Genomic DNA, 21,602 nt, shown 5'->3' on the forward strand with positions numbered 1-21,602 from the left:
GCGGCGCGGCACCGCCGATTCGCCGCCGGGACACGCGGAGTTCCGGCGCGCAAGCATGGACAGGGCGAATGGTCTAGTCCACAATGAACGAGTAAAGCTCCGCTCTCCCCGCACAGGAGGGCGGCACGAGGCCCGGCGCTCTCTGCCCTGACCGCGCCACGGCCTCCAGTCGGCCGCTCCGGACGCGGGGCCCGCACACCCCGCGGTGTCCGGACCGGCCGATATCAGCTCCGGGCTGCGGTGCCGGCGGGGTCGAGGGTCCCCGTCAGGCGCCGCGGCCCGTGGCGCAGCCGCCTCCCCTCTCTTCGCCTCCCGCCCGTCAGGCGTCACGTTCCGTCCGTCAGGCGTCGGCCGGGGCGGCTTCCGGCCAGGACCGGAGGGCCAACTCCGCCACCGCTTCGAGCTCTTCGCGGCTCGCGCCGTCGCGCGCCTGCTGCGACATGCCCTGGATGACGACGGCCGCGAAGCGGGCGAGGGCTCGCGGGTCGGCGTCGTGGGGCAGCTCCCCGGCGGCCTTGCCGGCCGCGATGACCCGCTCCATGGCGCTTACGTTCGCCTCCCGCTGCTCGCGCAGGGCAGCCACCACGTCCGCCGACGCCTCCGTCGCGTTGGTGGCGGCCGTGATGACCAGGCAGCCGGGCGGGCGGCCGGGGGCCGTGTACTCGGCGGCGGCCTCGCGGAGCATCCGCGCGATGCCCCGGCGCGCGGTGGGCTCCTCTTCCAGGGCGCGACCGAGGAAGGCGCCGTACGTGTGGCCGTACTCCTCGACGGCGGCGCTGAACAGGGCCTTCTTGTCACCGAAGGCGGCGTAGAGGCTGGGTGCGCCGATGCCCATGCTGCGCGTGAGGTCCGCGATGGAGGTGGCCTCGTAGCCGTGCTCCCAGAAGGCCATGACCGCCTTCTCCAGGGCCGTGGCCCGGTCGAAGGACCGGGGTCGTCCTCGCTGTTTCGTCGACATGCCGCAATTTTATAGCGCTCGCTCAAGAATCTCTGCTACCTTCTTTCTGTAACGATCCCTAGGGAAAGAGGGGGGCGGCTTCCATGAGCACGCTCAAGGGCAAGACGGCACTGGTGACGGGCGGCAGCCGGGGTATCGGCAGGGCGATCTCGGAGCGGCTGGCGCGGGACGGCGCCCGGGTGGCCGTGCACTACGGGCGGGACGAGCGGGCGGCCGCGGAGACGGTCGCGGCCATCACGGCCGCGGGCGGCTCCGCCTTCGCGGTCCGGGCACGGCTCGGGGTGCCGGGAGACGCGGAGGCGCTGTGGGCGGCCTACGACGAACAGGCGGACGGGGTCGACATCCTGGTCAACAACGCCGGGACCGACGGAGTGCGCAAGCCGATCGGAGCGACGACAGAGGAAGAGTTCGACGGCGTCTTCGCCCTCAACACCAAGGCCCCCTTCTTCGTCGCCAAGCTCGGGCTGGAGCGGATGCGGGACGGCGGCCGGATCGTGAACATCTCGACCGGGCTGTCCCGCCGGGCGATGATGACGGACCTCATCGCGTACGCGATGACCAAGGGCGCCCTCGACGTCTTCACCATGACGCTGGCCAAGGAGGTCGGCCCGCGCGGCATCACGGTCAACGCGGTGGCCCCCGGCGTGGTCGACACGGACTTGAACGCCGGCTGGCTGCGGGGCGAGCGGAACAAGGGGGCCTGGGAGGCGATGGCCGAGATGTCGCCCCTGCGGCGGGTCGGGGAGCCGCGGGACATAGCCGACGTCGTGGGCTTCCTGGCCTCGCCCGAAGGACGGTGGGTGACAGGGCAGTGGATCGACGCGACGGGCGGCGCCCTGCTGTAGGGCGCGGGCAACGGCTTCCACGGGGGCGGCTCTGTTAGATTGGTCTATACCACCCCAATCCCAAGATCGGCAGGCCCAGCGTGGAAGTTGTCATCGTCCCGGACGCCAAGGCAGGCGGCGCTCTCATCGCGGAGGCCATCGCCGTCCTGCTGAGCCGCAAGCCCGACGCTCTGCTCGGCGTTGCCACCGGCTCGACGCCGCTGCCCGTCTACGACGCCCTCGCGGACATGGTCCGCTCCGGTTCCCTGGATCCCTCGCGCGCCCGCATCTGCCAGCTGGACGAGTACGTCGGCCTGCCCGCCGACCACCCGGAGTCGTACCGGTCGACGGTGCTGCGCCAGGTGGTGGAGCCGCTCGGGCTGACCGAGGCCTCGTTCATGGGCCCGGACGGCACCGCCGAGGACGTCCAGGGAGCGTGCGACGCGTACGACCGCGCGCTGACCGAGGCGGGCGGTGTGGACCTCCAGTTGCTCGGCATCGGTACCGACGGGCACATCGGGTTCAACGAGCCGTGCTCGTCCCTCGCCTCCCGTACCCGGATCAAGACCCTGACCGAGCAGACCCGGCAGGACAACGCCCGGTTCTTCGACAGCATCGAGGAGGTCCCCCACCACGTCATCACCCAGGGCATCGGCACCATCCTGGAGGCCCGGCACCTGGTGCTGCTGGCCACCGGGGCGGGCAAGGCGGAGGCGGTGGCGCGGTCCGTCGAGGGCCCGGTCTCCGCGCTGGTGCCGGCGTCCGCGCTGCAGCTGCACCCGCACGCGACCGTGGTCGTCGACGAGGCGGCGGCCTCGCAGCTCCGGCTCGCCGACTACTTCCGCGCGACGTACGCGGCGAAGCCGAGCTGGCAGGGGCTGTAGGACCGCCCGGCACGCCGCCGGCCCTCTCACCCTGGTCAGCCCGGGCGAGAGGGCCGGATGAGGCAGCCTCGTGAAGCGGTGGGTCTCAGCCGGTGGTCCGGCCCGCGACGGCCTCGGCGGCGGCGGTGCCGCACACGCGGGCCGCGCCGTGGGTGGCGATGTGCAGGGCACCGGTCGGCGGCGCCTTGGGCAGGCCCATCTCGACCACGACGGTGTCGGGCCGGGCGGTGACCAGGGCGGCCAGGGCGGCGGCCATCCACGGGTGGCGGTGGACGTCCCGTACCACCGCTACGACCGGGCGTCCGCCGGCGTCCCGCAGCACGGCGTCGATGCCGGCGGTGTCCGGGCCGTAGTCGCCGGTCGTGGTACCCGGGAGCAGGCGGGTCAGGTCGGCGGCGATGCCCCACGGCGTCTCGTCGCCCACGGCGAAGTTCGCCGCCGGGGTGTACGCGGCGACGTGGACCGGGCCGTCGAGCGGCGGGCGGTGGTCGGCGGTCGCGGTGACGCGCAGGGCCCGGCGGGCGGCGACGAGCCCGATGTCGGGCCGGGGCCCGTCGCCGGACCCGGGCCCGTCGCCGGAGGCAGGCCCGATGTCGGGGGTGGGCGCGCTCCCCTCCCGCGCGCCCTCCCCCGCCTTCGACGCCCAGTGGGCGAGTGCGCGGACGCGGGTCGCCGCGTCGGAGAGCCGCTCCTCGGGGAGCTCTCCCGAGCGGACGGCGTGCACGATCGCGTCGCGCAGCCGCAGGACGGTGCCCTCGTCGGAGTGGCCGCCGCCGACGCAGATGGCGTCGCAACCGGCCGCCAGGGCCATGACGCCGCCGCGTTCGAGGCCCCAGGCGGCGGAGATGGCCCGCATCTCGATGCCGTCGGTGACGATCAGGCCGTCGAAGCCGAGGCCGCCCCGCTCGACGGGCGCCCGGAGCAGGCCGTGCAGGACGTCGGGGCTGAGCGTGGCCGGCAGCCGCGGGTCGAGGGCGGGCAGCAGGATGTGCGCGCTCATCACGGCCTTGGAGCCGGCCGCCACGGCCGCGTGGAAGGGCGGCAGGTCGCGGGCGCGGAGCGTCGGCAGGTCGACGCCCACCCGGGGCATGTCGTCGTGGGAGTCGACGGAGGTGTCGCCGTGGCCGGGGAAGTGCTTGGTGCAGGCGGCCACGCCCGCCGCCTGGAGGCCCTCGACGTAGGCGGCGGTGTGCCGGGCGACGAGTTCCGGGTCGGCACCGAAGGACCGTACACCGATGACGGGGTTGTCGGGATCGGAGTTGACGTCGGCGGAGGGCGCCCAGTTGAGGTTGATCCCGCACTCGGCGAGCCGGCGGCCCAACTCGTGGGCGACGGCCCGGGTCAGCCCGGGATCGTCGACCGCGCCGAGCGCGAGGTTGCCGGGGAAGGAGGAGCCGGTACGGACCTCCAGGCGGGTGACGTCCCCGCCCTCCTCGTCGATCGCGACGAGCACGTCGTCCCGCTCGGCGCGCAGCCGGGCGGTGAGGGCGGCGAGTTGGTCCGGCGTGGCCACGTTGCGGCCGAACAGGCCGACGGCGGCGAGTCCTTCGCCGAGCCGCCGCAGCAGCCAGTCGGGCGGGGTGGTCCCGGTGAAGCCGGGCTGGAGAACGGTGAGCGCGTCACGGGTCAGCGTGTCCATGAGTGCAGTGCTAGCCCTTCACCGCGCCGGAGGTCAGTCCTCCGACGGCCTTGCGCTGGAGGAAGACGAACAGGATGAGGATGGGGACGGCGAAGAGGGAGGAGGCGGCCATGGTGGCGCCCCAGTCGTCGCCGAAAGTGGTCCGGAAACCGGTGAGCCAGAGCGGCAGCGTCTGCGCGGAGGGGTCCTTGCTCAGGATGAGCACGTAGGGGAACTCGTTCCACACGGTGATGAAGCCGAAGAGGGAGGTGGCCATCAGGCCGGGTGCCAGCAGCGGGAAGATCACCTTGCGGAAGGCCTGGCCCCGGGTGCAGCCGTCGACCATGGCCGACTCCTCCAGTTCCTTCGGCACGGCGGCGACGTAGCCGCGGAGCGTCAGGACGGTGAAGGGCAGCACCATCAGGGTGTAGATGGCGATGAGCGGCGCCAGGCTGTTCAGCATGTCGGCGTCGCGCACCATCATGTAGTACGCGATGACCATGACCTCCCAGGGCGCCATCTGGGCCATCATCATCACCAGGATGAAGCTCCGGCGGCCCCGGAAGCGCATCCGGGCGATGGCGAAGGAGGCCAGCAGCGCGATCACCAGGGACAGCAGCACCGCGACCGCCGTGGTGATGAAGGAGTTGGCGACGAAGGTCCAGAACCCCTCGGCGTCCACGGCCTTCTCGAAGTGCTCGAGGGTCGGGCTGGTGGGGAACCAGACCGGGTCGTCGCCGACGATGTCCTTGTTGGCCTTGAAGGCCGTGGCGAACATCCAGTAGACGGGGAAGACGAAGCCCAGGAACAGGACGACCGCCGTCGCCCCCGGCCAGATCCGGCCGATCAGGGAGCGCTTCACAGCTCGTCCTCCTCTTGCTTGAGCACCAGGCGCAGGTAGTAGGCGGTCAGGGCGAGCAGGATGAGGATGGTCAGGATCGAGATCGCCGCGCCCATGCCGAAGTGCTGGTTGTTCATGCCCTCGACGAAGGCGTAGACCGGCAGGGTCTCCGTGAGGCGGTCGGGGCCGCCCTCGTTGATGACGAAGACCTGGGTGAACGACTTGAAGATCCAGATGACTTCGAGGAACGTCGTGGCGTAGAAGAAGGGCTTGAGGAAGGGGAAGGTCACCGAGGTGAACCGCTTCCACACGCCGGCGCCGTCCAGCGCGGCGGCCTCGTAGAGCTCCTTGGGAATCGTGGTAGTCGCCGCGTAGAGGTTGATCGCGACGAACGGCACCGACTGCCACACGAGCAGCACGGTGATCACGAAGAAGGTGGAGAACTGCCCGCTGGTCCAGTTGTACTCGGCCATGGAGTGCCAGCCCAGCTGGTCCAGCACATGGTTGACGACACCGAAGCGCTGGGCGAACAGCCACTGGAAGACCGTGGTGGCGGCGACCACGGGCATGGCCCAGGCCAGTACGAGGCCGAGCAGGAGCAGCAGCCGCGTCCGCTTGCCGAGCCGTGCGAGCAGCAGCCCGATCAGGCAGCCGACGACCATGACGAGCGCGACGTTGACCGCGGTGAAGACGACCGAGCGGAGGGTGACCCGCCAGAACTCCTCGTGCCCCAGCGTGTCCGTGTAGTTGTCGAACCCGATCCACTCGGTGGTGCGCCGGATGAGCTGCCGCCGGTTGAGGTTCTGGAACGACAGCAGGCCGTTCTGCACCATGATCCAGCCGAGCAGCAGCACCGTGAAGACGGCCGCGGGCAGGATCAGCAGGTACGGGACCGCCCTGCCCGTCCGCTGGGACACCCCGGACGCCGGTGGTGCGCCACCCTTGCCGGTCCGGGAGGCGGGCCGGGCCGCCGCCTCTTCGGTCTGCGCTGACATCGTCGTCCGCCTTCTCCCCTGTACAACGGTGGTGCGTGGTGCCGGGCGGGCGGGGCGCCGGCCGGTGTCCGGCCCGCGCCCCGCCCGCCCGCGCGGGTCACTGCTTCTGGCTGAGGCGCTTGTTCATCTCGCCCTCGACCTGCTTGGCCGCGTCCTCGGGCGACTTGCCGTTGAGCACGGCCGTCATGTACGCCTTGATCGGGTTGGGGGCGTTCTCGACCGCCGCCCACTCGGCGATCAGCGGGGTGGTGCCGCCGCCCTTGGCCGCCGGGGCCGCGGCCTCGCCGGCCCCGTGGCCCTTGACCTGCGCGAGCAGCGACTCCTTGTTCGGGATCGAGCCGACCTCCTTGACGAGGGCGCCCTCGTTCTTGTCGGACAGCGCGATCTTCAGGAACTCCTCGGCGAGTTCCTTGTTCTTGCTCCGCTCGGCGATCGCGAGGTTGGAGCCGCCGAGGAAGACGCCCTCGGGCTTGTCGGCGGTCTCACCGGGGATGGTGAAAAAGCCGATGTCCTTCTTGATCTCCGGGTTGGCCTTGATCGCGGTGTCGGCTTCCCAGCCCATGCCGATGAAGGCGCCGGTCTTGCCCTTGGCGAAGACGTCGGCCTGCTGCGGGGTGGCCTCGTCCTTGTCCTTCGGCGCCTTGCTGAACGCCTGGTACTGCTTGTAGACCTCCATGGCCTTGCCGACCTTGGGGTCGGCGAGGTTGGAGACGTACTTGTTCCCGTCCTTCTTCACCAGGTCGGCACCGGCGCCGATGGTGAGGCCGTCGAAGAAGTACCAGTTCTGGCCGGGCAGGTAGAGGGGCTCGGCGTCGCCCTTCTTCTGGATGGCCTCGAACGCCTTGAAGAGGTCGGCGCGGGTCTTGGGGATGTCCTTGATCCCGGCGTCGGCCCAGACCTTCTTGTTGTAGATGACGACGCGGTTGGCGGCCCACCAGGGTGCCGCGTACTGCGTCCCCTCGAACACGGACGGCTTGTTGAGGGAGTCCGTCCAGTCCTTGCCGATCTCCTTCTTCAGGTCCTCGAGGTCGGCGAGGCCACCGGTCGCGGCGTAGGAGGGGGTCTGGGTGTTGCCGATCTCGAAGACGTCGGGCGGCGTGGACTCGGAGAGCGCGGTGGTGAGCTTCTGCTGAATGTTGTCCCACTTCTGGATCTGGACATCCAGCTTGGCGCCGGTCTTCTGCTCGAACTCGGACTTCACGGTCTCGGTCCACTTGGGCGGGTTCGAGCCGTCCATGAACCAGACGGTGAGGGTCTTGCCCTTGGAGTCCCCGGAACCGGAATCCTTGTCGCCGCTGTCGGACCCACAAGCAGCCACACTCACCAACAAGGCCGCGACACCCGTCGCCGCTATGAGCCCACGCTTCACAGCACTCTCCTCAGGACCGAAAAGTGGTCTTTAATGGTTTAGACCAGTGCCCGCAGCTTGGCCTAGACCTTTTGGGGTGTCAAGGGTGTATAAGAGTCGCTGTCGGCTCCGTTACCGGACCGACACCTGAGGGGCGACCTGGGCGTCTCCGGTCCCCTCGGGCACTGCCCGTGCCACCATGTGACCGCGATAGACGGAGGAGCCGGTGACGGCAGCAGGATCGGAGTCGGGAAGGCACGCCATGGCGACCGAGGGCGGGACAGCGGAGAACGGCAGCACCGCCGGCGGTGTGCGGACGGCTCGCGTCCCCAAGTACTACCGGCTCAAACGTCATCTGCTGGAGATGACCGAAACCTTGCCCCCCGGCACGCCGGTGCCACCCGAACGCACCCTGGCCGCGGAGTTCGACACCTCGCGCACCACCGTGCGCCAGGCCCTCCAGGAGCTGGTCGTCGAGGGCCGCCTGGAACGCATCCAGGGCAAGGGCACCTTCGTCGCCAAGCCCAAGGTCTCCCAGGCGCTGCAACTGACCTCCTACACGGAGGACATGAAGGCCCAGGGCCTGGAGCCCACCTCGCAACTCCTCGACGTCGGCTACGTCACGGCGGACGACCGGCTCGCCGGACTGCTCGACATCACCCCCGGCGGCCGGGTGCTGCGCATCGAACGGCTGCGGCTGGCCAGCGGCGAGCCCATGGCCATCGAGACCACCCACCTCTCCGCGAAGCGCTTCCCCGCGCTGCGCCGGAACCTCGTCAAGTACACGTCCCTGTACACGGCGCTGGCCGAGGTCTACGGGGTCCACCTGGCCGAGGCCGAGGAGACCATCGAGACCTCGCTCGCCACCCCGCGCGAGGCCGGGCTGCTCGGCACCGACGTGGGCCTCCCCATGCTGCTGCTGTCCCGCCATTCGCGGGACGCGGACGGCGCGCCGGTGGAGTGGGTGCGTTCGGTCTACCGCGGGGACCGCTACAAGTTCGTCGCCCGATTGCGGCGGCCCGCGACGGAATAGTGCGCGCGCCGCGGAATCGTCCGGCCGTTCCGACCGTCCGGGCACGGCGATTCCGCGGGGAGAACGACCGTGCCGGGCCGGGCGGAACGGCCGGCTCCGGGTCCATTCCTATTGACGGTCATGACGGTGGCTCATAGTGTCACCGGCGCCCGACCGCTGCCTCGCGAGAGGACGATCATGGACGACACCGCGGGCGTGCGGAGCCATGACGGGACCGCACCGCAGGGCGGCCGCGAGAGGCCCGCGCCCGGCCCGTCCCCGGCGCATTCACCACGGAAAGTCCTCGCCCACGGCGATTTGCTACGCCGGTTCGTGGAAGGCCGGGAAATCCGTCCGGTGCATGTACGGCTCGACATCATGGGGCCTTCCGCGCATTCCCGGCCGGAAATCGGAAACGGGCGAGAAAGCGGAAACGGCCCGGAGAGCCCGAACGGAACGGATGCACTCGGACCGGCCTCCGGGAATTCCCCCGCGGAATCGGAAATCCCCCTCCCGACGTCGGAGGCTATCGCCCTGCTGCGCGGATTCGCGGCCTCCGGCGGCCGGGCGGTGACCTTCCGCGGCGTCCGCGAAGCCACCCGCCACCCCGGCTACCCGGCCGTCTGCGACGCGGGCCACGAGGCCGGGCTGCGCCTCGGGCTGGTCACCGACGGCACCCGGCTCGGCCGCCCGGACACGGCCGAGTGCGTGGCCTCCACCCACACCTGGGTACGGGTCGCGCTCCCGGCGGGCACCGAGGCCGCCTTCCGGGCCGCCGCGACCGCGCCCGGCCGGACGACGCTGGCGTCGCTCCTCGACGACGTCGGCGACCTGCGGCAGTCCGCCATCGACCCGGACTTCCGCATCGGCTTCCACTACGTGATCAGCGAACGCGACCCCGGTGACATCCTGGCCGCCGCCCGCGCGGCGCGGGCGGCGGGCGCCCACTACATACGCTTCGACACCGGCCGGCACGGCGGCCCACCGGGCGTCGCGCCGGCCCTGCGCCAGGCCGCCCTGCTCGCGGACGACGCGTTCGAGGTCCGGCTGCCGCGCCCGGCCGCCGCTCCGGAAGGCGCCTCGGACGACGACGGCCGCCGGGCCCGCTTCGACCGCTGCCACTACAGCCGCTTCACCGTCGCCGTCGACGCCGCCGGCCGGCTCTTCCCCTGCCCCCAGGTGAGCCACGACCCCCGATACGACCTCGGCGACGTCGTCGCGGACGGCTGGCCGGACGTCCTGGACGGCGCCGCCCGCGCCGCCTGGGACGCGACGGAGCCGCCGGCCACCGCGGCCTGCGGATCCTGCTTCTACCGGCCGCAGAACGAGCTGCTGGACCTGCTGCTCGGCGGGCGCGTCGCCCTGGACGACGCGCTGGCGGCGTACGCGGACGAGGTGCCCTCCACGCCGCACGCGGACTTCCTCTGACGGCGGCACCGCAGGCACGAAAAAGCCGTCAGCCGTGACTCGTGTCGATCACGCAGAACCGGTTCCCCTCCGGATCGGCGAGGACGACGAAGTCCGGGTCCTCCGGATAACGGTCCCAGTCGACCCGCTCGGCCCCGATCGCCAGCAGCCGCTCCACCTCCGCGGCCTGCTCGGCCGCGTCGGCGGCGTACAGGTCGAGATGGAGGCGCGGATACCTGTCGGGGGCCGTCTCGCTGGGCATCAGGGCCAGTTGCGCGCCGGCGCCCTCGGCGGCCGGCACCAGGACGGTGAAGGTCGCGTCGACCGCGCCGTCACGCGGCTCGTAGCCGAGGGCCCGGGTCCAGAACCGCGCCGCACGCTCCATGTCGTCGACGCCCAGGACCAGCGATCCGATGCTCAGCATCCCGCGATCATGGCAGACGCCACCGACCCGGACAAGGACCCTGCCACACCCCCGCGTTGACCGCCGGCTCAGCCCGCGGCGAGCAGCGCGGGCAGCTTCCGCATGTCGTCGAAGACGACCGTGCCCGGCCCCTCCAGCCGGCCGGCGGGCGTCAGTCCGCCGGCGTAGCCGAAGGAGCGCATCCCCGCCGCGCGGGCGGCCCGGACGCCGTACCGGCTGTCCTCGACCACCGCGCACCGGGCGGGGTCCGCTCCCATGGTCCGGGCGGCGTGCAGGAAGAGGTCCGGGGCGGGCTTTCCGCGCGCCACGTCCTCGGCGCTGAAGACGCGCCCCTCGAAGTGACCGTGGAGGCCGGTGGTCCGCAGGTTCCGCAGGATGGCGGCGCGGTCGCCGTTGGAGGCGAGGCAGAAGGGGACGTCCAGCTCCTCCAGTGCCTCGGCGACGCCCTCCACGGCCGTCAACTCGGCTGCGAACGCGTCCACATACCGCTGCTCGTACGGCTTCCACCAGTCGACGGGCAGCGGCCGGCCGAGGCGTTCCCCGACGGCCGCCCGCATGATCTCCGCCGGGGACCCGACGAACTTCTCTATGATCTCCGCCTCGGTGAACGGGGCCCCCAACTCGGCCAGATACTCCGCCTCCACGCGGACGCAGATCCGCTCGCTGTCCACCAGTACGCCGTCGCAGTCGAAGATGACGAGGTCAAAGGGCTTGTCGCGCATGCCCTTCAGCCTATGCGCGGGCCGCTCCCAGCCTCCCCCGCGCGGCGGAACTTGATGTTGTCATACCGATATCCGGACAGGGGGTGACGACCGGAGGCTCCCTCCCCTAGATTTCGTGCGCATTACGCGAATGATCGCGCCGCAGGGGAACCGCGCCGCGACCGTCGCGCCATGCCGCCGACGCACGGGGACGGAGCCGTCGCATGTCCGAACCACCCGCTTCCGCACCACCCGCCGACGGCCGCCGCAAGCCGGTCGTGACCCTCCCGATGGTGGTCGCGGGCGTCTGCCTCGCCATCCCGTTCGGCGCGATGCTCTGGGTCGACTCCTACGCCCGGCTGAAGCCCGCGTTCATCGGCATACCGTTCTTCTACTGGTACCAGATGCTCTGGGTGATCATCTCCACCGCGCTGACGACCGTCGCGTACGTGCTCGTGCGCCGGCAGGAGCGGGACCGGAAGCGGGGTGGGCGGCCGTGAAGGACGGCGTCAACGGTGTCGCGCTCACCGTCTTCATCATCTTCTTCCTGGCCGTCACGGTCATGGGCTTCTACGCCGCGCGGTGGCGGCGGGCCGAGAATTCCGACAACCTCGACGAATGGGGGCTGGGCGGGCGCTCGTTCGGCACCTGGGTCACCTGGTTCCTGCTCGGCGGCGACCTGTACACGGCGTACACCTTCGTCGCCGTGCCGGCGGCCGTCTACGCGGGCGGCGCGGCCGGGTTCTTCGCCGTGCCGTACACCATCCTCTGCTACCCGCTGGTCTTCACCTTCCTGCCGCGCCTGTGGTCGGTGTCGCACAAGCACGGGTACGTGACCTCGTCCGACTTCGTCCGGGGCCGCTTCGGCTCCCGGGGACTGTCGCTGGCGCTCGCCCTCACCGGCATCCTCGCCACGATGCCGTACATCGCCCTCCAACTCGTCGGCATCCAGGCGGTGCTGGACGTGATGGGGATCGGCGGCGGCTCGAACTGGTTCATGAAGGACCTGCCGCTCCTCATCGCCTTCGGCGTGCTGGCGGCGTACACCTACTCGTCCGGGCTGCGGGCCCCGGCGCTGATCGCGTTCGTCAAGGACGCGCTCATCTACATCGTCATCGCGGTCGCCATCATCTACATCCCGATCAAGCTGGGCGGTTTCGACGACGTCTTCGCCAAGGCGGGCGAGGCGTTCTCCGCCAAGAACCCGGACACGGGCAAGCCGCGCGGCGCCCTGGCGACCGGGCCCGACGCGCAGTGGGCCTACGCGACCCTCGCGCTGGGCTCGGCGATGGCGCTGTTCCTCTACCCGCACTCGGTGACGGCCGTGCTGTCCAGCAAGAGCCGCAACGTCATCCGCCGCAACACCACCATCCTGCCGCTGTACTCGCTGATGCTGGGGCTGCTGGCGATGCTCGGTTTCATGGCGGTGGCGGCCGGGATCAAGGTGAAGAACGGCCAGCTGGCCATCCCGCAGCTCTTCGAGGACATGTTCCCGGACTGGTTCACCGGCGTCGCCTTCGCGGCGATCGGCATCGGGGCCCTGGTCCCGGCGGCCATCATGTCCATCGCCGCCGCCAACCTCTTCACCCGCAACATCTACAAGGACTTCCTGCGGCCGGACGCCTCGCCCGCGCACGAGGCGAAGGTCTCCAAGCTGGCGTCCCTGCTGGTGAAGGTGGGCGCCCTGGTCTTCGTCCTCACCATGGACAAGACGGTCGCCATCAACTTCCAGCTGCTGGGCGGCATCTGGATCCTGCAGACCGTGCCCGCCCTGGTCGGCGGCCTGTTCACGCGCTGGTTCCACCGCTGGGCGCTGCTGGCGGGCTGGGCGGCCGGCATGATCTACGGCACCTGGCGCGCGTACGACACCCCGAGCGCCACGCAGGACCACTTCGGCAACACCAACCTCATCCCCTTCATCGGGGAGAAGGGGTACATCGGGCTCACGGCCTTCGCGGTCAACGTGCTCGTCGCCGTTGTCCTCACCCTCGTCTTCCGGGCCGCCAAGGTGCCGGACGGCGTCGACGCGACGCGCCCCTCCGACTACACGGCGGACGCGGGCGACCCGGGCGTCCGGACGGAACTGCCCCCGGCGACGGCGGGGGCGCCGGGCGGGCACTGACCCGGACCCCGGCTCCGTCACCTTCCAGGCCGGCCGTGCCGCCGCTTCGGCCGCGGCCGGCCGGGCCAGGTGGCCCAGCGCAGCGCCGCCGCCTCTCCGGGCGGCAGCAGGCCCGCACCGACGAGCGCGGCACGGCCGGCCTCCCGGCCGGCGATCCGGTAGCCGAGGTCGCAGGAATCCGCGTCGTGATAGTGGCCGTCGGTGACCAGAACGGCGGCCGCCACCCCGCCGAGCCCCTCCAGCAGTCCCTGCCGCAGCGCCGGAAGGTGTTCCCGCGGCAGCAGTTCCTCCGGCACGGCACTGAGCAGCTCCAGCCCACCACCCGGGCCCGGCGGTTCGACGTCCGCGACGATGTGCGCGTACGGCCCGCAGCCGCCGAGGTTGAGCCGCACACACACCCGGATGCCCGACACGGGCCGCGGGAGGGACGTCACCACGACAGGTCGGATCGAACGCGGGCGAAACGGACCGTGGTCCCGCCCTGCGGCAGTACGACCTCGACCCCGCCTGTGATCGATCTCCCGTTCGACATGAGCGGATCGTACGTGTGTCCGGCGCCGTTGGGCGCTCGGCTCCGCCGGGCCCGCTCCTACGCTTTCGTGAAGCCCGCGCGCCCCGCCCTTCCCCCGCCCGGCGAACGCCCGGCGAACGGCGATCGCTTCCGTGAACGGCGGCTGTGAGCAGGAGCCCGGGAGCGCCCTCCCGATAGCACATTCCGCGACCGCCTCATGACGGGACGACACAACATGTGGGGGCACGCGCGACAGTCGGCACTAGATGTATGCTCGTCCTCGCTGTCGCCGCAGGGGAATCCGGTGGAAATCCGGAACTGTCCCGCAACGGTGTACGTACGGGCCCAATCCGCCCGTTCCGCAGTCCGAGGACCTGCCGGCAGCACGCCATCGCCGGGCCCGCCCGGTACGGCGTCTGAACACGTCCGGGCCTCGCGGGTTGGGCCGGTGGACGCCCGCGCGCACGCCTCGTACGGTCTCCGTACGCCGCCGCCTGCGCGTGCGCGCCCCCCTGCCCTCCCGCGATGGCCCCCAGCCGAGCGAGGGAGAGCCACACGTGACGATCGCGCCCGCGGAACCTGCTTCAGGTCCGGTTTCAGTGCCCGAGGCGGACACGGTTGCGACCGGCGGCCCCGGGACCGCGCTCCTGCGCACCCTGACGGAGCTCACCGCCGATCTGCCCGCCACCGACCCCGGCAAGGTCGCCGCCGCCGCGCTGCGCGGCCGGCACCCCGGGTCGGACGAGGCCGAACTGCGCTCGCTGGCCACCGAGGCCGCGGCCGGGCTGATCTCCGAGGAGCCCGAGTACTCGCGGCTCGCCGCGCGTCTCCTCACGCTCGCCATCGCCGAGGAGGCGGCCGGGCAGGGCGCGGTCTCCTTCTCCGCCTCGGTCGAGGTCGGGCACCGCGAGGGCCTGATCGCCGACGAGACCGCCGCGTTCGTGCGCGAGCACGCCGAGCGGCTGGACGCGCTGGTGGACGCCGCGCTCGCCGGCGGCGCCGACGACCGCTTCGGCTACTTCGGCCTGCGCACCCTGCACAGCCGCTACCTGCTCCGCCACCCGATCACCCGGAACGTGATCGAGACCCCGCAGCACTTCCTGCTGCGCGTGGCCTGCGGCCTGGCCGAGGACCGCAGCGTCCGCGCCCTGGACGACGTCGCCGAGCTCTACCGCCTCACCAGCACGCTCTCGTACCTCCCGTCCTCCCCCACGCTCTTCAACTCCGGCACGCGGCACCCGCAGATGTCGTCCTGCTACCTGCTGGACTCGCCGCTGGACGAGCTGGACTCGATCTACGACCGCTACCACCAGGTCGCGCGGCTGTCGAAGCACGCGGGCGGCATCGGCCTGTCCTACAGCCGCATCCGCTCCCGCGGTTCGCTGATCCGCGGCACGAACGGGCACTCCAACGGCATCGTGCCGTTCCTGCGGACGCTCGACGCCTCCGTCGCCGCCGTCAACCAGGGCGGCCGGCGCAAGGGCGCGGCCTGCGTCTACCTGGAGACCTGGCACGCGGACATCGAGGAGTTCCTGGAGCTCCGCGACAACACCGGTGAAGAGGCGCGCCGCACGCACAACCTCAACATCGCGCACTGGATCCCGGACGAGTTCATGCGCCGGGTCGAGGCGGACGCCGACTGGTCGCTGTTCTCCCCGGCGGACACCCCGGACCTGGTCGACCTCTACGGCGACGAGTTCGACGCCGCGTACCGCGCGTACGAGGCCGCGGGCAAGGCCGTCAAGACCATCCCCGCGCGGGTGCTCTACGCCCGGATGATGCGTACCCTGGCGCAGACCGGCAACGGCTGGATGACGTTCAAGGACGCCTCCAACCGCACCGCCAACCAGACCGCCGAGCCCGGCAAGGTCGTCCACTCCTCCAACCTCTGCACGGAGATCCTGGAGGTCACCGACGACGGCGAGACCGCGGTCTGCAACCTCGGCTCCGTCAACCTGGCCGCGCACCTCGGCGCGGACGGCGAGATGGACTGGGAGAAGCTGGACCGCACGGTCCGCACGGCCGTCACCTTCCTCGACCGCGTCGTGGACATCAACTTCTACCCGACCGAGCAGGCGGGGAACTCCAACTCCCGCTGGCGGCCGGTCGGTCTGGGCCTGATGGGCCTCCAGGACGTCTTCTTCCGGCTGCGGCTGCCCTTCGACTCCGCCGAGGCGAAGGCGCTGTCCACCCGGATCTCCGAGCGGATCATGCTCGCGGCGTACGAGGCGTCCGCCGACCTCGCCGAGCGGCACGGCCCGCACCCGGCCTGGTCCGCGACCCGCACCGCGCGCGGCGTGCTGCACCCGGACCACTACCCGAACACCGAGCCGACCTGGACCGAGCGCTGGGACGCGCTGCGCGCCCGGATCGCCTCCGTCGGCATGCGCAACTCGCTGCTGCTGGCCATCGCGCCGACCGCGACGATCGCGTCCATCGCCGGCGTCTACGAGTGCATCGAGCCGCAGGTTTCGAACCTGTTCAAGCGCGAGACGCTCAGCGGTGAGTTCCTTCAGGTCAACACCTACCTGGTGGAGGACCTGAAGAAGCTCGGCGTGTGGGACCGCGCCACGCGCGACGCGATGACCGACGCCAACGGCTCGATCCAGGACATGGCGTGGATCCCGCAGGAGGTGCGCGACCTCTACCGCACCGCCTGGGAGATCCCGCAGCGCGCCCTGATCGACATGGCCGCGGCCCGCACCCCGTACCTGGACCAGAGCCAGTCGCTCAACCTGTTCATGGCCTCGCCCACCATCGGCAAGCTCAGCTCGATGTACGCGTACGCCTGGAAGCAGGGCATCAAGACCACGTACTACCTGCGCTCGCGCCCGGCCACCCGGATCGCCCGCGCGGCCGGCTCCTCGGCCGCCGCCGTTCCCGTCCCCGCCCAGCAGGCCGCGCCCGACGCGGACGCCATCGCCTGCTCCCTGGAAAACCCCGAGTCCTGCGAGGCGTGCCAGTAATGTCCAACGAACAGAAGAACCTTCTCGACCCGGGCTTCGAGCTGACCCTTCGCCCGATGCGGTACCCGGACTTCTACGACCGCTACCGCGACGCGATCAAGAACACCTGGACCGTGGAGGAGGTCGACCTCCACTCCGACGTGGCCGACCTCGCCAAGCTCTCCCCGGGCGAGCAGCACATGATCGGCCGACTCGTCGCGTTCTTCGCGACCGGCGACTCGATCGTGGCCAACAACCTCGTGCTGACGCTGTACAAGCACATCAACTCCCCCGAGGCGCGGCTGTACCTGTCGCGGCAGCTCTTCGAGGAGGCCGTGCACGTCCAGTTCTACCTGACGCTGCTGGACACCTACCTGCCCGACCCGGACGACCGCGCCGCCGCCTTCGCGGCCGTGGAGAACATCCCGTCCATCCGGGAGAAGGCCCAGTTCTGCTTCAAGTGGATGGACTCGGTCGAGAAGATCGACAAGCTGGAGACGAAGGCCGACCGCCGCCGCTTCCTGCTCAACCTGATCTGCTTCGCGGCGTGCATCGAGGGCCTGTTCTTCTACGGCGCGTTCGCGTACGTGTACTGGTTCCGCTCGCGCGGTCTGCTGCACGGCCTCGCCACCGGCACCAACTGGGTGTTCCGTGACGAGACGATGCACATGAACTTCGCGTTCGAGGTCGTGGACACCGTCCGCCAGGAGGAGCCCGACCTCTTCGACGACGAGCTGCAGCAGCAGGTCACGGACATGCTGAAGGAGGCCGTCGAGGCCGAGCTCCAGTTCGGCCGCGACCTGTGCGGCGAGGGCCTGCCGGGCATGAACACCGAGTCCATGCGCGAGTACCTCCAGTGCGTCGCCGACCAGCGCCTCCAGCGCCTCGGCTTCGCCCCGGTCTACGGCTCGGAGAACCCGTTCTCCTTCATGGAGCTGCAGAACGTCCAGGAGCTGACCAACTTCTTCGAGCGCCGCGCCTCCGCGTACCAGGTGGCGGTCGAGGGCACGGTCGCGTTCGACGACGAGTTCTGAGCCGACGCCTCGGCAGTTGAGCGGGCCCTTCCGGAGTCTTCCGGGAGGGCCCGCTCCCGTTCTCGCGAAAATCGCGCGAAAAACCGCACGACACGGCGGCCGGGGCGCCCGGGCCGCCACCGCCTGCGGGGAGGCTGGACGTCAGGGGGCAGCAACGGGACAGGAGAAGCACCTGATGCGCGTCATGATGATCGTCAAGGCGACCGAGGAGTCCGAGGCCGGCGTGCTGCCGACCCGGGAGGAGGTCGCCGACATGCAGCGGTACAACGAGGCCCTGGCCAAAGCCGGCGCGCTGCTGGCCGCCGACGGGCTGTGGGCGTCGTCGGAGGGCGCCCGGGTGGTGTTCGCGGGCGGGAAGCCCAGCGTGATCAATGGGCCGTTCGACGAGATCGGCGAGCTGATCGCCGGCTACTGGGTCATCCGGGTGGACTCGATGGACCAGGCCCGGGAGTGGGCGACGCGGATCCCGTTCCGGGAGGGCGTGGTCGAACTGCGGCGGATCTTCGAGCCGGCCGACTTCCCCTCCGACGTCCTCCCGCCCGAGGAGGCCGCCCGGGTGGAGGCCCTGCGCGAGGAGGCGCGGGGACGGTCCGGCCTGGTGTGACACCGGGCCGGGCCGGACCCCGCGAGCGCGTGCCCCGGCGGGTCAGTCGTTGGCGACGACGGGGTAGCGGGGCGTGCCCTCGGCCATCTGCCGGAGCGCGTCCTTGCGGTCGCGCTTGGAGAGGCGGTCGATGTACAGGTAGCCGTACAGGTGGTCCGTCTCGTGCTGGAGGCAGCGGGCGAAGTAGCCGGTGCCCTGGACGGCGATCGGGTTGCCCTTCATGTCCTGGCCGCGCACCACGGCGTAGTCGGGGCGGGCCAGCGGGGCGTACGCCGTCGGGACGGAGAGGCAGCCCTCGTTGGAGTCGTCGAGGACGCGGCGGTCGGCCGGGAGCTCGTCCAGGACGGGGTTGCAGACGTGGCCGACGTGCCGGACGCCCTCGTCGTCCATGCAGTCGTAGACGAAGACCTTGAGGTCGACGCCGATCTGGTTGGCGGCCAGGCCGACGCCCTCGGCCGTCCGCTGGCTGGCGAACATGTCGTCGATGAGGCGGGCGAGGTCGTCGTCGAACTCGGTGACGTCCTTGCACTCCTTGTGCAGGACGGGGTTGCCGACCACGGTGATCGGACGGGACGTGCCGCGCTCGCGGTGCGCGGTCTCCCGCTCCTCGCAGTCCTCGGTGTCCACGATGAACTCGTCGTTCACCGGCTGGTCGGTCTCTCGCTGCGCCATCGCCGCCGTATGCCTCTCTCACAACCCGTATGCACTGTCTCGCCCCGGAGCCCAGGGCCCATCCAGGGTAAGCGGACGGGGGCCCGGGGCTCAGCAGACCTCTTCCAGATCCCGCCACTCGCGGGTGTCGGGGCTGTCCGCGACCCAGCCGTCCAGCAGCCCCCGGACCAGCCCGGCGGGGGCCGCGATGCCGCATTCGCGCTCGGGGACCCACAGCAGGCCGGAGCCGGCCGTGCGGTGGCCGAGCGGGCCGGGGTGGCCGGGCTCGCTGTGGTCGTGCGGGTCCAGGTGCTCGCCGTCGCCCTCGTCGCTGGGCATCCGGCTCTCCGAGCACGTGCGGCACAGCAGCCGCACGGAGGAGGACCAGTCCTCCGCCGCGAACCCGGCGTCGGCCGCCAGCCGCTCCAGCGCGTCCCGGTCCGCCTCGGTGGCGGCCTCCAGCAGGACGACCCAGGTCGGCACCGGTGAGGGGGCCCACAGCTCGATCTCGTCGAACACGGGGTACGAGGGCCCGGCCGCGGTCACCCGCTCGCCGTGCGGGACGCCGTCGTGCAGCACGACCTCGCCCCAGCGGCGGCCGGAGGACGGCAGTGGGATGGACAGCACCTCCATGCGGGCCGGGTCGAGCCGGCGGCCCCAGACCACCTCGGCCTCGCCCTCGGGCGACAGCCGTACGGCCGCGCTGCCCAGCTCCATGCCGAGCGGCTCGCCGGCCGGGCCGCCCTCGCCCGGCACCCGCAGCCCGTACGCCTGCCAGGAGCGGCGGGCCAGCGGCCAGTCCTGGAGGGCGGTGGCGGCGATGCCCACGTTCCACCAGTCGGGGGCGCCCGCGTCGCGGTCCAGCAGGGCCACCGCGCGGAGGCCGGCGGCGCGGGCCTGCTCCCAGTCGTGCCGGAACTTGTGCAGCAGGGCGAGGTTGAACCAGGACTCGGACAGCCACGGCTCCATGTCCGCGGCGCGCGTCAGGAGCGCGCCGGCGTCCTCGTACCGGCCGTCGCCGATGAGCGTGAAGGCACGGTCGGTGGCCTGCCGCCACGAGGCGGAAGGCCGGTGCCGCACCTTGCCGAAGATCCTCACGATGTCCGCCTGCTGTTTTCTCGACGTCCCGCGTGCACCCACGCCGGAGGGCCCAGGTGACCGGCGCCGCCTCCCCCGACGGCCGCCCGCCACGCCTTGCCGACGGTCCCGCCCGCGGGCCGGGCCGCCGTTCCGGGGAGCCGCGCCCACCATGACGCATACGCCACGACAGCGCTCATGACACCCCCCGATCCCGCTTTTCCGTCACGAATCCTGGTCGTTCGTTCGCAGCGTCCGCCGAGTCCGCCGAGTCCGCCGAGTTTTCCGCGTCCTACGGCGTGCTGCCGCGTACTACTGCGTTGTTGCGAGGACCGCGGACTCCGCGTCCTTCTCTTCGCATCCAACCATGCCCCGTCGGACGCCCGCTCATTACCCGTGGGTTAGTCGTGCTACTCGGGACGGGGCGGGCGTCTCACGGGTCCGGGCGCTCCGGCGCGCCGCGCGCGAGCACGCGCGCCAGTGCCTCCACCACCCGGGGCTCGTGGTCGTACGCGGTGGCGCCGCGCAGCCGCTCCAGGGCGCGCGCGGATGCCGCGTGCCCGCCGGGTGCGGAGCCGGTGGGGCCGGCGGGGCCGGTGAGCTCGTCGTAGGCGTTGGCGGTGCGGACGACACGGGCGGCCAGGGGCTGCTCGCGGTAGGGGTCGGCCTGCTGTTCCACGGCGGCCGCGACGGCGGGCGCGACCGCGGCGTCCAGCGGCGCCAGCCGCGCCACGCTCCCGCCCAGCCGGGCCAGCCGGCGCCGCTCCTCGGCGGGCAGCGGTTCGGTGGCGCCGGCGGGGACCGGGTCGACGAGTGAGAGCTGGCCCACGTCGTGCATCAGCGCCGCGTACTCGACGACGGCGAGGTCGCGCTCCGCCATACCGAGCTCGCGGCCGACGGCACGGCTGAGGACGGCTACGCGCCGTGCGTGACCGGCGGGGGTGCATCCCGCGAGGTCGGTCGCGCGGGCGAGCGAGGCGACGGCGGGCGGGCAGCTCTCGCGCGCCTCCCCGCGGCCCGCGGCGAGCTGCACGGCGAGCAGCGGCAGGCAGCAGAAGGGCAGCACCCACAGCCCGGCGACGGCGGGAGCCAGGGCGGCCACCACGGCGGTGGCGCAGACCGCGGGGGCGGTCACGGGGAGGGCGCGCAGTTCGGCGCGGAGGGCCGCCGGGTAGCGGCAACCGGTCCTGGCCCGGGCGAGGGCCGCCGCGAGGGCGGCGTCGGCGAGGGCGACGAGGGCGAGGAGCAGCAGCGGCGACAGGGCGCAGGACGGGCCCGGCCAGGCCCCGTGGACGGCCGGTCCCGCGCCGGGCAGCACATGGCGGCAGCCGGCGGTGACGGCCGTGGCGGCGAGGCGGCGGGCCAGCCGGTCGCGGCGGTCGGGGCCGCCCGGGTGGCCGCCCGTGCCGGTGAGGCCGACGAGGGTCGCGCCGAGCACCACGGCGACGGCCTGTGCCACGCCGCCCTCCGCGAGCAGGGCGTAGGCAAGGGATCCGGCGGCCCCGACCGGGGCGCCGCCGCGCGGGCCCAGCGGTTCCGGCCGCCGGGCGGCGGCCTCGCCCAGGGCGATGAGCAGCCCGTAGGCGCAGGCGACCGGTGGCCGCTGGATGCCGTGGCAGGCGGTCCAGGCCAGCGCGAGCAGGGCG

General features: G+C 71.9%; 20 protein-coding genes and 1 riboswitch. Of the genes, 9 read left to right on the top strand and 11 right to left on the bottom strand.

Features of this window, described 5'->3' with window-relative positions; translation table 11 throughout:
* Positions 1-340: 340 nt before the first annotated feature.
* Positions 341-958 carry a TetR/AcrR family transcriptional regulator gene (locus JNW98_RS20360; protein WP_223769697.1) on the bottom strand — a complete coding sequence of 206 codons (618 nt, stop codon included), beginning with the start codon at positions 956-958 and terminating at the stop codon, positions 341-343.
* A gap of 83 nt (positions 959-1,041) precedes the next feature.
* On the opposite strand from JNW98_RS20360, the gene JNW98_RS20365 reads away from it, so the two are divergent.
* Positions 1,042-1,803 carry an SDR family oxidoreductase gene (locus JNW98_RS20365; RefSeq protein ID WP_223769698.1) on the top strand — a complete coding sequence of 254 codons (762 nt, stop codon included), beginning with the start codon at positions 1,042-1,044 and terminating at the stop codon, positions 1,801-1,803.
* 80 nt (positions 1,804-1,883) lie between these two features.
* The gene (gene nagB, locus JNW98_RS20370; protein WP_223769699.1) at positions 1,884-2,666 is read left to right on the top strand and encodes a glucosamine-6-phosphate deaminase; all 783 of its coding nucleotides are present in this window, start codon (positions 1,884-1,886) and stop codon (positions 2,664-2,666) included.
* Positions 2,667-2,751: 85 nt separating this feature from the next.
* On the opposite strand, the gene JNW98_RS20375 is transcribed toward nagB, so the two are convergent.
* From JNW98_RS20375 to JNW98_RS20390, 4 genes are all read right to left on the bottom strand, one after another.
* Entirely contained in the window at positions 2,752-4,305 is a 1,554-nt protein-coding gene (locus tag JNW98_RS20375) for a glycoside hydrolase family 3 protein (protein ID WP_223769700.1), read from the bottom strand.
* 10 nt (positions 4,306-4,315) lie between these two features.
* Positions 4,316-5,146: a carbohydrate ABC transporter permease gene (locus tag JNW98_RS20380; RefSeq protein ID WP_223769701.1), complete on the bottom strand. Its 831-nt coding sequence runs from the start codon at positions 5,144-5,146 to the stop codon at positions 4,316-4,318.
* Positions 5,143-6,120, bottom strand: a complete 978-nt coding sequence (locus JNW98_RS20385; protein ID WP_223769702.1) for a carbohydrate ABC transporter permease — start codon at positions 6,118-6,120, stop codon at positions 5,143-5,145. The genes JNW98_RS20380 and JNW98_RS20385 overlap by 4 nt, the downstream gene beginning before the upstream one ends.
* A gap of 97 nt (positions 6,121-6,217) precedes the next feature.
* On the bottom strand, positions 6,218-7,489 hold the full coding sequence (locus JNW98_RS20390) for an extracellular solute-binding protein (protein WP_223769703.1): 1,272 nt from the start codon (positions 7,487-7,489) through the stop codon (positions 6,218-6,220).
* Between the two features lie 241 nt (positions 7,490-7,730).
* Between JNW98_RS20390 and JNW98_RS20395 the strand changes: the two genes are divergently transcribed.
* Positions 7,731-8,501 (top strand): GntR family transcriptional regulator, encoded by a 771-nt coding sequence (locus JNW98_RS20395; protein WP_223769704.1) that lies wholly within the window; start codon positions 7,731-7,733, stop codon positions 8,499-8,501.
* Positions 8,502-9,050: 549 nt separating this feature from the next.
* On the top strand, positions 9,051-9,908 hold the full coding sequence (locus tag JNW98_RS20400; RefSeq protein WP_223769705.1) for an SPASM domain-containing protein: 858 nt from the start codon (positions 9,051-9,053) through the stop codon (positions 9,906-9,908).
* A 28-nt stretch (positions 9,909-9,936) separates the two neighbouring features.
* On the opposite strand, the gene JNW98_RS20405 is transcribed toward JNW98_RS20400, so the two are convergent.
* Both JNW98_RS20405 and JNW98_RS20410 read right to left on the bottom strand, forming a co-directional pair.
* Positions 9,937-10,311, bottom strand: a complete 375-nt coding sequence (locus tag JNW98_RS20405) for a VOC family protein (protein WP_223769706.1) — start codon at positions 10,309-10,311, stop codon at positions 9,937-9,939.
* A gap of 68 nt (positions 10,312-10,379) precedes the next feature.
* Complete coding sequence (locus tag JNW98_RS20410; RefSeq protein ID WP_223769707.1) at positions 10,380-11,033, bottom strand: HAD family hydrolase; 654 nt, start codon at positions 11,031-11,033, stop codon at positions 10,380-10,382.
* Between the two features lie 203 nt (positions 11,034-11,236).
* Between JNW98_RS20410 and JNW98_RS20415 the strand changes: the two genes are divergently transcribed.
* Both JNW98_RS20415 and mctP read left to right on the top strand, forming a co-directional pair.
* On the top strand, positions 11,237-11,512 hold the full coding sequence (locus tag JNW98_RS20415) for a DUF3311 domain-containing protein (RefSeq protein WP_223769708.1): 276 nt from the start codon (positions 11,237-11,239) through the stop codon (positions 11,510-11,512).
* A complete protein-coding gene (mctP, locus tag JNW98_RS20420; protein ID WP_223769709.1) occupies positions 11,509-13,134 on the top strand; it encodes a monocarboxylate uptake permease MctP in 1,626 nt (541 codons plus the stop codon). Before JNW98_RS20415 ends, mctP begins: the two co-directional genes overlap by 4 nt.
* Before the next feature lie 17 nt (positions 13,135-13,151).
* Here mctP and JNW98_RS36660 read toward each other — a convergent pair whose 3' ends face one another.
* The gene (locus JNW98_RS36660) at positions 13,152-13,568 is read right to left on the bottom strand and encodes a hypothetical protein (RefSeq protein ID WP_223769710.1); all 417 of its coding nucleotides are present in this window, start codon (positions 13,566-13,568) and stop codon (positions 13,152-13,154) included.
* 360 nt (positions 13,569-13,928) lie between these two features.
* A riboswitch (adenosylcobalamin-variant (AdoCbl-variant) riboswitch) is annotated at positions 13,929-14,029 on the top strand.
* 173 nt (positions 14,030-14,202) lie between these two features.
* Here JNW98_RS36660 and JNW98_RS20430 point away from each other — a divergent pair.
* From JNW98_RS20430 to JNW98_RS20440, 3 genes are all read left to right on the top strand, one after another.
* Entirely contained in the window at positions 14,203-16,611 is a 2,409-nt protein-coding gene (locus tag JNW98_RS20430) for a ribonucleoside-diphosphate reductase subunit alpha (protein WP_372459286.1), read from the top strand.
* Positions 16,611-17,624, top strand: coding sequence for a ribonucleotide-diphosphate reductase subunit beta (locus JNW98_RS20435; RefSeq protein WP_223769712.1), 1,014 nt, complete (start codon positions 16,611-16,613; stop codon positions 17,622-17,624). Before JNW98_RS20430 ends, JNW98_RS20435 begins: the two co-directional genes overlap by 1 nt.
* Before the next feature lie 175 nt (positions 17,625-17,799).
* Positions 17,800-18,228 (top strand): YciI family protein, encoded by a 429-nt coding sequence (locus JNW98_RS20440; protein WP_223769713.1) that lies wholly within the window; start codon positions 17,800-17,802, stop codon positions 18,226-18,228.
* Between the two features lie 42 nt (positions 18,229-18,270).
* On the opposite strand, the gene def is transcribed toward JNW98_RS20440, so the two are convergent.
* From def to JNW98_RS20455, 3 genes are all read right to left on the bottom strand, one after another.
* On the bottom strand, positions 18,271-18,900 hold the full coding sequence (gene def / locus JNW98_RS20445) for a peptide deformylase (protein ID WP_223769714.1): 630 nt from the start codon (positions 18,898-18,900) through the stop codon (positions 18,271-18,273).
* Positions 18,901-18,990: 90 nt separating this feature from the next.
* Positions 18,991-19,977: a tetratricopeptide repeat protein gene (locus JNW98_RS20450; RefSeq protein ID WP_223769715.1), complete on the bottom strand. Its 987-nt coding sequence runs from the start codon at positions 19,975-19,977 to the stop codon at positions 18,991-18,993.
* Positions 19,978-20,389: 412 nt separating this feature from the next.
* The coding region (locus JNW98_RS20455) for an HD domain-containing protein (RefSeq protein WP_308015639.1) at positions 20,390-21,602 on the bottom strand (1,213 nt) is incomplete at its 5' end.

The sequence above is a fragment of the Streptomyces huiliensis genome (genome assembly GCF_020037025.1).
GTDB classification, from domain to species: Bacteria; Actinomycetota; Actinomycetes; order Streptomycetales; family Streptomycetaceae; genus Streptomyces; species Streptomyces huiliensis.

Coding starts and splice junctions, on each gene's coding strand:
- JNW98_RS20360 (WP_223769697.1), bottom strand. CDS start 958: ATGTCGACGAAACAGCGAGGACGACCCCGGTCCTTCGACCGGGCCACG.
- JNW98_RS20365 (WP_223769698.1), top strand. CDS start 1,042: ATGAGCACGCTCAAGGGCAAGACGGCACTGGTGACGGGCGGCAGCCGG.
- JNW98_RS20375 (WP_223769700.1), bottom strand. CDS start 4,305: ATGGACACGCTGACCCGTGACGCGCTCACCGTTCTCCAGCCCGGCTTC.
- JNW98_RS20385 (WP_223769702.1), bottom strand. CDS start 6,120: ATGTCAGCGCAGACCGAAGAGGCGGCGGCCCGGCCCGCCTCCCGGACC.
- JNW98_RS20395 (WP_223769704.1), top strand. CDS start 7,731: ATGGCGACCGAGGGCGGGACAGCGGAGAACGGCAGCACCGCCGGCGGT.
- JNW98_RS20405 (WP_223769706.1), bottom strand. CDS start 10,311: ATGCTGAGCATCGGATCGCTGGTCCTGGGCGTCGACGACATGGAGCGT.
- JNW98_RS20410 (WP_223769707.1), bottom strand. CDS start 11,033: ATGCGCGACAAGCCCTTTGACCTCGTCATCTTCGACTGCGACGGCGTA.
- JNW98_RS20415 (WP_223769708.1), top strand. CDS start 11,237: ATGTCCGAACCACCCGCTTCCGCACCACCCGCCGACGGCCGCCGCAAG.
- JNW98_RS20435 (WP_223769712.1), top strand. CDS start 16,611: ATGTCCAACGAACAGAAGAACCTTCTCGACCCGGGCTTCGAGCTGACC.
- JNW98_RS20440 (WP_223769713.1), top strand. CDS start 17,800: ATGCGCGTCATGATGATCGTCAAGGCGACCGAGGAGTCCGAGGCCGGC.
- def (WP_223769714.1), bottom strand. CDS start 18,900: ATGGCGCAGCGAGAGACCGACCAGCCGGTGAACGACGAGTTCATCGTG.